This is a genomic window from Pseudidiomarina andamanensis (assembly GCF_009734345.1).
GTDB lineage: Bacteria > Pseudomonadota > Gammaproteobacteria > Enterobacterales > Alteromonadaceae > Pseudidiomarina > Pseudidiomarina andamanensis.
Genome location: NZ_CP032551.1, coordinates 1108443 through 1121946, shown reverse-complemented (window position 1 = coordinate 1121946; position 13504 = coordinate 1108443). Strand labels below are relative to the sequence as shown.

The window sequence follows — 13504 nt, the reverse complement described above, 5'->3', positions numbered from 1 at the left end:
ATTAATAGCTCTTAGTTAGCCCAAAACTCTTTATGAAATCGCAGTTCTTGCGTCTGTTCACCCTGTTTAATGGTTATAAAAAACCGCAGGGTTTCAAGGTTAGAGAATCGCGTTTGAGCGAGGTAATAAACCGCATCACCTTCAATAACTTCGTTAAATTCTAAGGTTTGTTGTTGACTCAATGGGTTCATGACATAACCTGAAATTTCAACTTGCTGGGCTGGCTTTCCGGGCGCTGTCGCATCTAACACCGAAATGTTCAGCGTGGCTAGAGTTTCGCTACGCGAGAGCTGGTATTGTTTCGCCATTTCAGGGCGTAGCAAGGTTGAATTAAAGGCGTTGTAATGCACTTCCCAAGGGCCTAATCGTTTACTTTGCTCAGCCTTGACATCATTGATACCTACTACAATGAGTACGGCAGTTAAAATGCAGACGAGAACATGTTTCATAACCCCATTCCTATGCCAAAGAGGTTGCTGAGCAATATACGTACAAATTGAATCGCAACAATGAGAACAAGTACCGATAAGTCGAGGCCCCCAATAGGTGGAATAATTCGACGAATTGGCGCCAAGAAAGGCTGCGTGAGTTGCTCAATCATTGCCATCATTGGGTTATAGCCACGATTAAACCAACTCATAATAGCCATAATGATAACTAGCCAAAATAGCAACGAAAGGAACTGGAATACCACAACGGCTAAGCCCATCAGCAACGTATCGCTGAACATTGGTGTCATGCCTGCTGCAATATTGGAAAGCACTAGAATTTTACCAATGCCGACCAAGTAGGCGAGAACAAGGCTCGCAAGATCCCATTGGCCAACCATCGGTAGAAAGCTGCGTAGTGGTTTGACGATTGGATTCGTGACTTTTACGACAAACTGACTCATTGGATTAAAGTAATCAGCTCGCGCAGCCTGCATCCATATGCGCAGCAACACAACTATCAGGAACAAATCAAAGACAATCTCGACCAAAAAGCGTAACGCGTTCATATAGGTTCTCTAAATAAATTATTTAAAACAGTTTAGCCATTTCTTGGTTGCGCTGCACAGCTGCTTTAACTGCTTGGCCTGAAATGTCATCAATATCTGCGGCTTGATAAACCTCGATGCCTTTAGCCGTCGAGCCACCCTTGCTCGTCACTTGTTTACGTAACTCTTCGAGCTCAAGGTCACTGGCAATCGCCATCTCAGCCGCCCCCAAAGCGGTTTGTTGTACCATTTGACGGGCTTTATCACGATCAAACCCAAGTGCGGTTGCTGCCTTTTGTAAACTTGCCATAAATTCAAAGAAGTAGGCAGGTCCGCTACCTGCAACTGCGCCAAGAATATCTAACTCATCTTCGTCAGTTACCCACAATGTTGCGCCTACGCCATCAAATGCTTCGGTGATAAATGCTTTATCGGCTTCTGAGACGCGGTCATCTGCAACCAAACCAGACATGCCTTTACCAACCAATGATGGGGTATTAGGCATGACGCGAATCATGCGAATGTCGTTACCTAAATACTGCCGATATTTTTCAATACGAATGCCAGCAGCGATGGTTACAATTAACTTATCGGAAAGATTAGAAACTTGCTGTTTTAACGCGGCACAAACGTCGGCCATAAGCTGCGGCTTAACTGATAACACAATCACATCCGCTGCATTAGCAACAACTTGGTTGTCTTGACTCGTGTGTACGTTAAGGTTGCTTTTTAATTTCTCGAGTTTTTCTGGGCTAGGATTACTGACATAAATGTTATCGCTGGGATAACCGCTTTTGACCATGCCTCCAACAATGCTTTGAGTCATATTTCCGGCGCCAATAAAGGCGATTTTATGAGGCGAAGTTGTCATGCAGGGTCTCCTGTATTATTTGGTGTATTTGCTCGAGCGCCAAACAATGCTGTGCCAATTCGTATCATGGTTGCTCCAGCAGCAACCGCATAGGGCCAGTCAGCGCTCATACCCATTGATAAGGTATCTACTTGTTTATATTGGGACTGTAACTCTAAAAACAACCGCTGCATGGCGAGGAAGCTGGAAGCTGAATCACTCGGTTCTGCTTGCACCGCCGGTATTGTCATTAAACCGCGCAGCTGCAATTGCGGAAATTCACTGATAACGGCAGCAAGCTCGGCAACATCTTCCGGCGATACACCGGCCTTCGCTTGATCGTCATCAATATTGACCTGAATGAGAACATTTAACGGCGGCATATTCGTTGGACGTTGTTCCGCTAATCGACGTGCGATTTTTGCTCTATCAACACTATGAACCCACGCAAAGTGCTCGGCGATATCTCGGGTTTTGTTCGATTGAATTGGTCCAATAAAATGCCATGTGATGTCGTACTCTGACAATTGCATAATCTTTGCAATTGCTTCTTGAACGTAGTTTTCACCGAAATCGCGTTGCCCAGCATGATACGCAGAGGCAATATCTGTCGAGGGTTTCGTTTTACTTACCGCAATTAATTTCACGCTATTTTGCTCGCGTTCGTGTTGATTGCAGATGCGAGCAATTTCATTACGGACTTCTTTTATGCGTTCAGCTATGCTATTCATCAATTGCTAAAACTCACTTACAAGAGGCTGTTATATGGATATCACTGAGTTACTCAGTTTCGCTGTTAAACATAAATCGTCAGACTTACATTTATCAGCTGATTCGCCTCCTATGATACGGGTAGACGGTGACGTTCGTAAAATAAATATCCCTGCGCTAAGTCACAAGCAGGTGCAAGAGCTGGTGTACGACATCATGAACGACCGCCAGCGTAAAGAATACGAACAAAACTTAGAATGCGATTTCTCGTTTGAAGTTCCTGACTTAGCGCGTTTTCGTGTTAACGCTTTCGTACAAAACCGCGGTGCTGGCGCTGTATTTCGAACCATTCCAAGTGAAGTGCTCACTTTGGAACAGCTGGGTGCGCCGGAGATATTCAAGACTATTTCAGATAATCCGCGTGGCTTGGTGTTAGTTACAGGGCCAACAGGTTCAGGTAAGTCAACAACATTAGCGGCTATGATCGATTACGTTAATGAAAATAAATATCATCATATTTTAACCATCGAAGATCCGATTGAATTTGTTCATAAAAACAAACGCAGCCTGATTAACCAGCGGGAAGTGCATCGTGATACACATAGTTTTAATAACGCACTGCGTTCGGCATTGCGTGAAGATCCTGATGTCATCCTAGTAGGTGAGATGCGTGACCTTGAGACGATTCGTCTGGCAATGACCGCGGCGGAAACTGGTCACCTAGTGTTTGGCACCCTCCACACAACCTCAGCACCAAAAACTATTGACCGTATAGTTGACGTGTTCCCAGGTGACGAAAAACCGATGATTCGTTCGATGCTTTCAGAATCATTGCGTGCGGTTATTTCTCAAACGCTATTGAAGAAAGTCGGTGGTGGTCGTGTTGCGGCGCATGAGATTATGATTGCAACGTCGGCCATCAAAAACTTGATTCGTGAAGATAAGATTGCGCAAATGTATTCATCGATTCAAACTGGTGCGGCGCACGGTATGCAAACGTTAGACCAATGCTTGCAGAACCTATTAAACCAAGGCTTGGTTTCGCGCGCCGATGCTAAGGCGAAAGCAGCGAACAAGGATTCTTTCTAACCATGGTTTTAGATAAACTTTTAAAAATAATGGTGGAACGAAACAGCTCGGATTTATTTATCTCTGCGGGCTTGCCACCAAGTGCCAAAATCAATGGCGAACTGACACCATTGACGGAACAAAGGTTGAGTGACAATGCGGCGCTCGCCATCGTCAAAGAAGCGTTGGGCGATAAACACCTTAAAGAGTTCATGGATGAAAAAGAAGCTAACTTTGCGATATTTCGTGAAGGTATCGGTCGATTTCGGGTAAGTGCGTTTTGGCAACGCCAACGCGCAGGTATGGTTGTTCGTCGAATTGTTACCCAAATACCAACAATAGAAGAACTTAAGCTACCGGAAGTTCTTACTAAGCTGATCATGAACAAGCGCGGACTAATGCTTGTAGTTGGTGCGACAGGTTCAGGTAAGTCGACGACGTTAGCAGCGTTAATTGGATATCGGAATCAAAACTCGAAAGGGCACATCTTAACGATTGAAGATCCAGTCGAATTTGTTCATGACCATGCGAAATCAATGATCACGCAACGTGAGGTTGGCAGTGATACGGAATCGTTTGAAGCTGCTTTGAAAAGCTCATTGCGCCAAGCGCCAGATGTTATACTGGTGGGGGAAATTCGTTCTCAAGAAACCATGGAGTATGCACTCACTTTCGCGGAAACGGGTCACTTGTGTGTCGCAACGCTGCACGCTAACAACGCGAACCAAGCGATTGAGCGGATCATGCACATGGTACCGAAGGAAAAAATCGGTAAATTGATGTTCGATTTGTCATTGAACCTACGCGGCATTGTCGCGCAACAATTGATTCCTACCATTGATGGTGGGCGTGTTGCTGCGATTGAAATCTTATTAAATAGCCCAATTGTTGCGGAAAAAATCGCAACCAATGATATGGGTGAAATTAAAGAGATTATGGCGAAATCGCGCGAGCTTGGCATGCAAACGTTTGACCAAGCGCTGTTTGACCTCTATAAAGCCGGTCGTATTAGCTACGACGAAGCGTTGCGTCATGCCGATGCGCCAAACGATTTGCGCTTGCGAATCAAACTGAGCGGCGATAGCAATGCGAGCGATGATGACAGTGCTTTGCAGGGGGCAACGGTCGATCTCGACTGACTTTGACGAAAATCTGGGGTAAACTGTGCGCCGTTTTTTACACCAGATTTTTGAGGCTTGTCATGCGTGTGCTTGGAATAGAAACATCTTGTGATGAAACCGGTATTGCTATCTATGATACCGAGCATGGCTTATTAGCTCATCAATTGTACTCACAGGTAAAGTTACACGCTGACTATGGCGGTGTGGTGCCAGAGCTGGCGTCACGCGACCATGTTCGAAAAACCCTCCCGCTGATTCAAGCGGCTCTAACCCAAGCTAATTTAGAAGCTCAAGACATTGATGGTGTTGCCTACACCGCCGGACCGGGACTGGTTGGGGCTTTGTTAGTCGGCTCTTGTATTGGGCGCAGCTTAGCCTTTGGTTGGAATGTGCCAGCAATTGCTGTGCATCATATGGAAGGGCATTTGTTAGCCCCGATGTTAGAAGAGAATCCACCTGAGTTTCCGTTCGTTGCATTGTTAGTCTCTGGCGGACACACCCAATTAGTTCAAGTAGACGGTATTGGCAAGTACATGTTGTTGGGTGAGTCAGTTGATGATGCTGCTGGTGAGGCTTTCGATAAGACCGCGAAGTTGATGGGGCTGGATTATCCCGGTGGTCCACGGCTCGCGAAAATGGCTGAGCAAGGGCTACCTAATAAATACAAGTTTCCACGTCCAATGACAGACCGACCAGGCCTCGATTTTTCTTTCAGTGGATTGAAAACATTTGCAGCGAATACGATAGCGAGTACGGATGGTTCGCAGCAACAGCTCGCAGATGTTGCGCGAGCATTTCAGGATGCAGTCGTTGACACACTGGTGATTAAATGTCGTCGCGCACTCGAACAGACTGGCTTGAAGCGACTGGTTATTGCCGGTGGTGTCAGCGCCAATAAGCATTTGCGTGAACAATTGGCAGAGTTTGCGCAGCGTATTGGTGGTGAAGTATTTTTCCCGCGCCCTGAATTTTGTACCGATAACGGTGCGATGATTGCTTTTGCGGGGGCTCAACGTCTGCTAGCAGGTGAACGTACTGACATTAAAGTGAAGACGTTTCCACGTTGGCCGTTAGCTGATTTATCGGAGCCCTGCGGAGCTTAATAGCCTATTTGTTGCGTCGCGTGCGCTGCTCTTGGCCGCTGCGCAAGCGAACAATATTCGATTGATGACGCCACATAATTAGCACCGAAATCATGATAACTGGAACGGTGTACTGCGGCTTGATCCAAAATGCATAAAAAGGCGCTAGGCTCACAGTAACTAATGCGGCCATTGATGAAACACGGCTAATACGAAATACCAGGAGCCATGTAGCAATGAGTAATAACGCCATTTCCCAAGCGACGGGAAACATTGCTCCCAACGCCGTTGCGACAGCCTTACCACCACGAAAGTGAAAATAAAGTGGGAAAATATGTCCAAGGCAGGCCGCGACCGCGATAATGCCGAGATAAAATGGCTCAATCCCTAGGAAATAAGAGCCCCACACCGGAATCATTCCTTTAAGCACGTCAAACCAAAGGGTTAAAGCGGCAGGAATCTTTCCACCGAGGCGATAAACGTTCGTCGCGCCCGGATTATTGGAGCCAGACGTGCGTGGATCAGGTAGACCAAACAGGCGACAGATTAGCACAGCACTGCTAATCGAGCCGAATAAATAGGCTGAAATGATCGCTAGTATTATCAGGGCACCCATAGCTGGCTCACTTTAGTTGCGTCAGTTGCCGTTTGCTTCTGATTCGCTTTCCGTTACTATGCAAACCCATAGCATAAGTGCTTTAGCGTTGAATTTCTATTGATACGGACTCTTGCATGGATAAAGTTTTCATTGAAGGCTTAGTGGTAGATGCTTTTATTGGCGTTTACGACTGGGAACATGAGCAGACACAACCCCTCATCTTAGATTTAGAAATGGATTGGGATAACCGAAAGGCTGCGCTGTCTGAACAGCTTCACGATGCATTGGATTACGATGCACTGAGCCAAGCGATTATTAAACTTATTCAAGAGCGTCCGCGCGCTTTAATTGAGACCGTTGCTGAAGAAATCGCAACTTTGGTGTTAGAACGCTTTCACGCGCCACGGGTGCGAGTAAAGGTAAGCAAGCCACAAGCGGTTGCTGCAGCGCGTCAAACTGCTGTTGAAATTATTAGGCAAGCATAGTGAGCTGGGTTTGGTTTGGAATCGGTAGCAATCGTGACCGAGAACACTATATCAAGGCTGGTGTCAAAGCCTTGCATGATGCGTTCGCGAGCGAACAGCATCCGCTGTATATATCACGTGTGTTTGAAAGTGACTCGGTCGGATTTGCTGGTAGTCGCTTTTACAACTTAGTCGCCTGTGTTGAAACAAATCGATCAATTGATGCGATTCAAGCAGCTTGTAAGGCGATTGAAAAAGCAAATGGCCACGATGGCAGTGCAACTCGATTTAGTCCGAGAACGCTAGATATTGATATGTTGATGTATGATGCGGTGGTTAGCGACACGCCAGTTCAGCTACCGCGTGCAGAAATATTAACGAATGCGTTTGTATTATGGCCTTTAGCCGAATTAAGTCCGACGCTTCGCCACCCTGTGACAGATAGAACATTTACTGAACATTGGTCAAATTATTCTGGTGAACAAAAATTAGAGCCGATATCCTTAGTATTCGACGCGCTACCTTACCTAGTTATTGATGATAAAAATTAGAAGGACATTTGTACTGTGAGCATTTGGGAAGCCATCATTCTTGCCTTGATCCAAGGATTTACCGAGTTTTTGCCGATATCGAGCTCAGCGCATCTGATATTGCCGTCGCAGTTATTTGGTTGGGAAGACCAAGGGCTCGCTTTTGATGTCGCAGTGCACGTCGGTACGCTACTGGCGGTTATGTTGTATTTCCGCAAAGAAGTCGGGCAGTTATTAGTGAATTGGTTCGGGAGCCTACGCGGACAACATAATGCTCATAGTCGACTAGCTTGGTTGATTATTTGGGGAACGGTTCCGGCTGGCCTAGCTGGCTTGCTTGGCAATGACTTGATTGAAAACTTTGCGCGTTCCGCGCTCGTAATTGCAACGAGCACCGTCGCTTTTGGTTTATTGCTTTGGTACGCCGACGCCCGGGCATCGCAACAACACACCATTGAACAGCTATCATTGAAGCAGGTATTGATTATTGGCGCGGCACAAGCGCTCGCGTTGATTCCGGGTACGTCGCGCTCAGGTATTACTATGACAGCAGGGATGATGCTCGGACTCACAAAAACAGACGCAGCTCGATTCAGTTTTTTGCTGTCCATTCCAATTATTATTATGGCCGGTGGCTATCAAGGCTTGAAGTTGGTTCAACAGCCTGAAGCCGTTGCTTGGTCAGCAATTATCCTGGGCGTTGTCACATCCTTCGTTGCTGCCTACGTTTGTATTCACGTATTTTTGCAGGTGATTAGCCGCATGGGGATGCTGCCTTTCGTTATCTATCGATTAGCACTCGGCGCGGTATTATTTGCGTTCTTTTTATAAATTAATGCCAGTTGTGGCGCATTGCCGTTAATCGCTGTGCGCCAACAGCCTCGCCAATAGCTGGGCCTTTCAGCTCCATACCGTTTTGTCGAGCTGTCGTAATCACATCACCAGCTTTTACCTTTTGTGCTTGTGTAAATGCGCGTTGGATGCGCTCAAGATCTGTCTGCGGCATACCTAAGGCTTGCCAAATAACAAACAGCTCTTGCACAACCTGCGGACGACGCCAACCATCAACTTTTCCAATGGCTTGAAACGCCCATGTCGCGTCAATCTGTTGCGCTAGTTGCCAATTGACTTTGCGTGCAGCGATAGCAATATCGCTATATAAGTTGGGTACTTTTAATCGCTCCTGAAGCTGATTAAGTGCTGCGATAGGCAGCCGATAACAACTGAGTGCCCAAGCAATATGACTGTTGAGCTTAGAGCTCAACTGCTGCATTTGAATTTTAAGTTTCTCGATATCAATTGAGTTTTTAAACTCGCTGTACCAAGGCTCAAGTGCGTCGCACGACTTTAATATCTGCCAAAAAACATAGGGTGCACTGGTCGCCATTGCTTTTTCAGTTTCACGCCACACACGCTCTGCCGCGAGAGTTTGAAGTTCACCGCTGAGACTAATTTTACGCATGAGCGTTAACGTTTCGTCGGCGACGATAAAACCATCGTCAGCGAAACGGGCAGCAAAGCGGGCAACACGAAGAACTCGTAAAGGGTCTTCAGCAAATGCCGGCGAAACATGACGCAGTTTTCGACTCTTGAGATCATCGAGACCGCCATAAGGGTCGAACAGCTGTCCATCCTGGCTTTGCGCTATGGCATTAATCGTTAAATCGCGACGAATTAAATCATCGTCTAAGGTGACATCGGGAGCCGCATAGACAGTGAAGCCTGTGTAACCTTGACCTGATTTACGTTCGGTGCGAGCGAGCGCATATTCTTCGCCGGTTTGCGGATGCAGAAATACAGGGAAATCTTTTCCTACTTGTCGGAAACCTTGCGCAAGCATCTCTTCCGGGCGCGCACCAACAACCACGTAGTCACGCTCATGCACGGACTTACCTAAGAGTTGATCACGAACTGCACCACCGACGAGATAAACTTCCACAATTGCTCCTTTTGCTTTTTAATGATGATCGCGAATCACTAGCCCTGATGCAAGCGAGTCGTTACACTGTTTCACACTATAACTATTAATGCAGCGAAGTTGCCATGTATCTTAATTATTTTGGATTGCATACCGCACCATTTTCAATTGCACCCGATCCACAATTTTTATATTTGAGCGAGCGTCATCAAGAAGCGCTGGCGCACCTCAGCTATGGATTGCAGGGCAGCGGCGGGTTTATCTTGCTTACCGGCGAAGTGGGTACCGGTAAAACAACGGTTTCTCGAGCTCTATTGGAACAGCTACCTGAGCAAACTCGCACAGCATTTATTTTGAATCCGATGCTGAATTCAGATGAATTGTTGGCAACTCTGTGTGATGAATTTGGTATTGAATACAATAAAAACCAAGTAACAGCAAAGCAACTAACCGATAAGCTCAGTCAGTTTTTACTTGAGGCTCATGCCCAAAGTCATCAATGCGTCGTGTTAATTGATGAAGCCCAGCATTTACAGCCTCAGGTGCTTGAGCAATTACGGCTGCTAACCAATTTAGAAACGAATCAACACAAACTGTTGCGGGTGATTCTAATCGGTCAACCGGAACTTCAAGATTTACTGCGCCGTCGCGAACTACGTCAACTCGCCCAGCGCATTACTGCTCGTTACCATCTTTTGCCGCTGCAGTTAGCCGATTCCGAGCGGTATATAAACTATCGATTGCAGGTTGCGGGCGCGCAGCGTGGGCTGTTTGATAAAAAGGCTGTCAAAAAAGTACACCTCGCGAGCGAAGGAATTCCGCGGCGTCTCAATTTACTGTGCGATCGCGCCTTGTTAGCAGCTTATAACGAACAGCAATCAGTGGTCACGGTTCGCCACATTCAAACTGCGGTGAAAGAGTTAGATGGATCATCACCTCAACATGAAGGAAAGTCTGGGGCTAGTTGGCTGCAGTTAATCGTCGCTGGTGCTGTCGTCGCCGGGTTAGCCGGTGTGGCGAACTGGTATTGGCGTCAAGCTGAGGTGGTTCAACCCTTCATTGAACCGACGACTTCGCAAGAAAGTGGCATTGAGCTTATGGCAGAAGCTTGGAAGCTTCCAAACCCACCGCGAAATCAAGCTTTTTGTGAGTGGATTCAGTCGTTCGAATTACTGTGTGTGGGCGCGAGTGCGCGTTTGGATCAAATTCTGATTCCTGAGCTACCAGCGCTACTGACCTTGAAGGATGGTGGCTATCAATTTGTGAATAATGAGAATGCCTCCCCCAACGGCGACTGGACTGGTGAATTCGTCATCGTGATTGCGCAACCGCCGGGATACTTTGACGCCGATGTAGAGGCTGAGCAATCACTTTATCAACAGTGGCTAGCCAGACAAATGTTAGAGCACGGCGCCGCTCGACAAGACGATGCTATTGATCAGGTGCGTCATGTGCAGCAACGCGCGGGTGTGAAAGCGACTGGGCAACTGGATGCACTCACGCTTGCGTGGTTGAGCGCGAACGATAATACATCAGGGCCGCGAATAGCGACATCAGATAAATCGGAGGGGCGTTAATGTCATCGGTACTTAAAGCGTTACGCAATCAACAATCGCCGCTGTTGCAGCAACCGGGCGCTATCGCTCTGCAGTCGGCGCAACAGCGCACAGGTGCACTCACCAAAACGTTGATTGTAGTCGCGGTCGTTATTGTTGGTGCTGTTGTTGGATGGCTTATCAGTCAGCAGTTTATCGCAGATGCAGCTCACTCGAAGCTATCAGCACAAGCAACTGAGGTATCGACGACCGAATCCACTCATTATCAAATGGGGTCTGTCGTATCGATTACTCAACCTAATTGGCATATTAAAGAAGAAGCCGAACCTGAGGTTGCCGAGCAACAAGGCGATGAACTAATCAGTTCGGCAGAGCAGCAGGCTGACAATTCAGTGTTGAACGAGAATCAAGCAATTGACCTCAATCAAATTTCGCCTGAAATGCTGAGCGCCTTTGAGAGTGCATTAGGTGAGCAAGGCGAAAATTTGAGTGTAGTACCAGCGTTGTCACAATTAAGCTCAAGCTTTCAGCGTTCAGTTCCAAGTTTCACTTACGATGGACATCAGTATTCATCGCGGGCCAATTCCCGCTGGGTTGAGCTTAGTGGCGTGCGCTTATTCGAAGGTGAGAGCTATCAGGGCTTAACCATTTTAACTATTGCGCCTGCTCATGTCGTGTTGTCAAAGAATGATCAAGCTTTTCAGCAACCCGCCTTAGAAGACTGGACAAAGCCATAACGAATCTGTTATTAAAACACCTGTTTAAATCTACTGTTTGATTTCACCGTGAAATCATCGTCAGCGAAGAGGTGTTGTTATGGCGGATTATCGTGTTCCACGTGAAGATATGCAGTTTATGCTGCAAGACGTTTTCGAAGTTGATAAAGATTGGGCGCAGTTTGGCGAGCTCGCGGAGTTAGATATTGACACCGTTGTTGCAATTATTGATGAAGGTGCAAAGCTCGCGGAGACATTGATAGCGCCGAACGCACGTGCCGCTGACGAAGAAGGCGTGTCATTTGATAATGGTACGGTGACCACTCCAAAAGGTTACAAAGAGAACTTTAAGCAACTTGCAGAAGGCGGGTGGGTCGGCGTTACTGCAAATCCAGAATTTGGCGGCATGGGATTACCAAAAAGCGTATCCGCTCAGTACGAAGAAATGCTATGCGCAGCGGATATTTCATTTTCTTTGTATCCAGGCCTGACGGCTGGCGCGATCATGACCATCGACCAGCACGCTGATGACACCTTAAAAGCAACTTATCTTGAGAAAATGATTGCTGGGCAGTGGACGGGTTCCATGTGTTTAACTGAACCACATGCCGGAACTGATTTAGGTATTATTCGCTCAAAAGCGGTGCCGAATAACGATGGCAGCTTTGCTATTTCGGGCACCAAAATCTTTATCACCGGCGGTGAGCATGATCTAGCCGAAAATATTATCCACTTAGTGCTTGCGAAGTTACCTGATGCGCCGGCGGGCAGTAAAGGTATCAGTTTGTTCTTGGTACCGAAGTTTCTCGTTGATACAGACGGAAACGTTTCTGAGCGTAACGGCGTTAACTGCGGCTCGATTGAACACAAAATGGGAATACATGCTTCAGCTACCTGTGTTCTTAACTTTGATGGCGCTAAGGGCTGGTTAGTCGGTGAGCCTCATAAAGGCCTCCCAGCCATGTTTACTATGATGAACTACGAACGTCTTGGGGTTGGTATTCAAGGCTTAGGAGCGGCTGCACGTTCGTATCAGAATGCTTTAGACTATGCGCAAGACCGTATTCAAGGGCGCGGTGCGAAAGCAACGCGTGAACTTGATAAAGAAGCTGATCCACTCATTGTACACGGTGATGTTCGTCGCATGTTGTTGACCATGAAAGCTTTTGTGGAAGGCGGTCGAGCATTTTCAACCTACGTTGGGCAGCAGCTAGATATTGCAAAATACGCCCAAGAGCCGCAGCAGAAGGCTCGAGCTGAAGCCTTGGTTCAATTACTTACGCCGGTAGCCAAAGCGTTTTTAACCGATACCGGTTTTGAAGCCACAGTGATTGGTCAGCAAGTATTTGGTGGCCACGGATTTATTCGTGAGTGGGGACAAGAGCAGCTAGTTCGAGACGCTCGTATTGCACAAATTTACGAGGGTACTAACGGTATTCAAGCGCTCGATTTACTCGGTCGTAAAGTTGCAGGTTCGCGCGGTGAGCTACTGAAACCATTACTAGAAGATATTCAATCATTATTGGCTGAGCCTCAGGTAGGTTTAGAAAAAGAGTATCAACAACTTGCGGAAGCGACACAGCTCGTTGATAAGGTTACCAGACACGTGCTTGAACGCGTTACTCACGATGAAAACATCATCAATAGCGTCGCCGTTGAGTACTTGAATTTGGTAGGTTATGTGGCATTTGCCTATATGTGGTTACGTATGGCAAAAGTAGCGCAACCATTAGTTGATGATCGCCCGTATTTGGCCAGTAAAGTGAAGACAGCGAAATTCTATATGGCTCGTATCTTACCGCGTATTCACGGCTTGATTGGTGCCATTGAGGACGGCAGTGAAAGTCTTTATGAACACGAAGTGGGCGAATTTTAGTCGCCCACTTTATTGTGTTCTCAATGCAATGTCGTGTT

The 13504-nt window shown here is 46.9% G+C and carries 15 protein-coding genes; 9 read left to right on the top strand and 6 right to left on the bottom strand.

The window, feature by feature from the left end:
- Positions 1-11: 11 nt before the first annotated feature.
- The 4 genes from D3795_RS05380 to D3795_RS05365 are packed head-to-tail and all read right to left on the bottom strand — an operon-like array spanning position 12 to position 2557.
- Positions 12-449, bottom strand: a complete 438-nt coding sequence (locus D3795_RS05380; protein WP_156266891.1) for a DUF4426 domain-containing protein — start codon at positions 447-449, stop codon at positions 12-14.
- Positions 446-997, bottom strand: a complete 552-nt coding sequence (locus D3795_RS05375) for a YggT family protein (RefSeq protein ID WP_156266890.1) — start codon at positions 995-997, stop codon at positions 446-448. The genes D3795_RS05380 and D3795_RS05375 overlap by 4 nt, the downstream gene beginning before the upstream one ends.
- A gap of 22 nt (positions 998-1019) precedes the next feature.
- On the bottom strand, positions 1020-1847 hold the full coding sequence (proC, locus tag D3795_RS05370; RefSeq protein WP_156266888.1) for a pyrroline-5-carboxylate reductase: 828 nt from the start codon (positions 1845-1847) through the stop codon (positions 1020-1022).
- On the bottom strand, positions 1844-2557 hold the full coding sequence (locus D3795_RS05365) for a YggS family pyridoxal phosphate-dependent enzyme (RefSeq protein WP_156266886.1): 714 nt from the start codon (positions 2555-2557) through the stop codon (positions 1844-1846). The genes proC and D3795_RS05365 overlap by 4 nt, the downstream gene beginning before the upstream one ends.
- 34 nt (positions 2558-2591) lie before the next feature.
- On the opposite strand from D3795_RS05365, the gene D3795_RS05360 reads away from it, so the two are divergent.
- The 3 genes from D3795_RS05360 (at position 2592) to tsaD (ending at position 5829) form a co-directional block, all read left to right on the top strand.
- Positions 2592-3626, top strand: coding sequence for a type IV pilus twitching motility protein PilT (locus D3795_RS05360; protein ID WP_126758388.1), 1035 nt, complete (start codon positions 2592-2594; stop codon positions 3624-3626).
- Between the two features lie 2 nt (positions 3627-3628).
- Positions 3629-4744, top strand: a complete 1116-nt coding sequence (locus tag D3795_RS05355; protein WP_156266884.1) for a PilT/PilU family type 4a pilus ATPase — start codon at positions 3629-3631, stop codon at positions 4742-4744.
- Between the two features lie 62 nt (positions 4745-4806).
- Entirely contained in the window at positions 4807-5829 is a 1023-nt protein-coding gene (gene tsaD / locus D3795_RS05350) for a tRNA (adenosine(37)-N6)-threonylcarbamoyltransferase complex transferase subunit TsaD (RefSeq protein ID WP_156266882.1), read from the top strand.
- Positions 5830-5833: 4 nt separating this feature from the next.
- On the opposite strand, the gene plsY is transcribed toward tsaD, so the two are convergent.
- Entirely contained in the window at positions 5834-6424 is a 591-nt protein-coding gene (gene plsY, locus D3795_RS05345; protein ID WP_156266880.1) for a glycerol-3-phosphate 1-O-acyltransferase PlsY, read from the bottom strand.
- Positions 6425-6540: 116 nt separating this feature from the next.
- Here plsY and folB point away from each other — a divergent pair, with 116 nt between their 5' ends.
- From folB to D3795_RS05330, 3 genes are read left to right on the top strand one after another with little or no spacing between them, the layout of a single operon-like run.
- Positions 6541-6891 (top strand): dihydroneopterin aldolase, encoded by a 351-nt coding sequence (folB, locus tag D3795_RS05340; RefSeq protein ID WP_156266878.1) that lies wholly within the window; start codon positions 6541-6543, stop codon positions 6889-6891.
- Positions 6891-7421 (top strand): 2-amino-4-hydroxy-6-hydroxymethyldihydropteridine diphosphokinase, encoded by a 531-nt coding sequence (folK, locus tag D3795_RS05335; RefSeq protein ID WP_156266876.1) that lies wholly within the window; start codon positions 6891-6893, stop codon positions 7419-7421. The genes folB and folK overlap by 1 nt, the downstream gene beginning before the upstream one ends.
- 15 nt (positions 7422-7436) lie before the next feature.
- Positions 7437-8231 (top strand): undecaprenyl-diphosphate phosphatase, encoded by a 795-nt coding sequence (locus tag D3795_RS05330; RefSeq protein WP_156266874.1) that lies wholly within the window; start codon positions 7437-7439, stop codon positions 8229-8231.
- Between the two features lies 1 nt (position 8232).
- Here D3795_RS05330 and D3795_RS05325 read toward each other — a convergent pair whose 3' ends face one another.
- A complete protein-coding gene (locus tag D3795_RS05325; protein WP_156266872.1) occupies positions 8233-9339 on the bottom strand; it encodes a multifunctional CCA tRNA nucleotidyl transferase/2'3'-cyclic phosphodiesterase/2'nucleotidase/phosphatase in 1107 nt (368 codons plus the stop codon).
- A gap of 104 nt (positions 9340-9443) precedes the next feature.
- Between D3795_RS05325 and D3795_RS05320 the strand changes: the two genes are divergently transcribed.
- From D3795_RS05320 to D3795_RS05310, 3 genes are all read left to right on the top strand, one after another.
- Entirely contained in the window at positions 9444-10895 is a 1452-nt protein-coding gene (locus D3795_RS05320; RefSeq protein WP_156266870.1) for an ExeA family protein, read from the top strand.
- Positions 10895-11611: a general secretion pathway protein GspB gene (locus D3795_RS05315; protein ID WP_156266868.1), complete on the top strand. Its 717-nt coding sequence runs from the start codon at positions 10895-10897 to the stop codon at positions 11609-11611. Before D3795_RS05320 ends, D3795_RS05315 begins: the two co-directional genes overlap by 1 nt.
- A gap of 79 nt (positions 11612-11690) precedes the next feature.
- A complete protein-coding gene (locus D3795_RS05310; RefSeq protein ID WP_156266866.1) occupies positions 11691-13466 on the top strand; it encodes an acyl-CoA dehydrogenase C-terminal domain-containing protein in 1776 nt (591 codons plus the stop codon).
- The last annotated feature ends 38 nt before the right edge of the window (positions 13467-13504 follow it).

Coding starts and splice junctions, on each gene's coding strand:
- D3795_RS05375 (WP_156266890.1), bottom strand. CDS start 997: ATGAACGCGTTACGCTTTTTGGTCGAGATTGTCTTTGATTTGTTCCTG.
- D3795_RS05360 (WP_126758388.1), top strand. CDS start 2,592: ATGGATATCACTGAGTTACTCAGTTTCGCTGTTAAACATAAATCGTCA.
- proC (WP_156266888.1), bottom strand. CDS start 1,847: ATGACAACTTCGCCTCATAAAATCGCCTTTATTGGCGCCGGAAATATG.
- D3795_RS05310 (WP_156266866.1), top strand. CDS start 11,691: ATGGCGGATTATCGTGTTCCACGTGAAGATATGCAGTTTATGCTGCAA.
- folB (WP_156266878.1), top strand. CDS start 6,541: ATGGATAAAGTTTTCATTGAAGGCTTAGTGGTAGATGCTTTTATTGGC.
- D3795_RS05355 (WP_156266884.1), top strand. CDS start 3,629: ATGGTTTTAGATAAACTTTTAAAAATAATGGTGGAACGAAACAGCTCG.
- D3795_RS05315 (WP_156266868.1), top strand. CDS start 10,895: ATGTCATCGGTACTTAAAGCGTTACGCAATCAACAATCGCCGCTGTTG.
- D3795_RS05365 (WP_156266886.1), bottom strand. CDS start 2,557: ATGAATAGCATAGCTGAACGCATAAAAGAAGTCCGTAATGAAATTGCT.
- D3795_RS05380 (WP_156266891.1), bottom strand. CDS start 449: ATGAAACATGTTCTCGTCTGCATTTTAACTGCCGTACTCATTGTAGTA.
- plsY (WP_156266880.1), bottom strand. CDS start 6,424: ATGGGTGCCCTGATAATACTAGCGATCATTTCAGCCTATTTATTCGGC.
- tsaD (WP_156266882.1), top strand. CDS start 4,807: ATGCGTGTGCTTGGAATAGAAACATCTTGTGATGAAACCGGTATTGCT.
- D3795_RS05320 (WP_156266870.1), top strand. CDS start 9,444: ATGTATCTTAATTATTTTGGATTGCATACCGCACCATTTTCAATTGCA.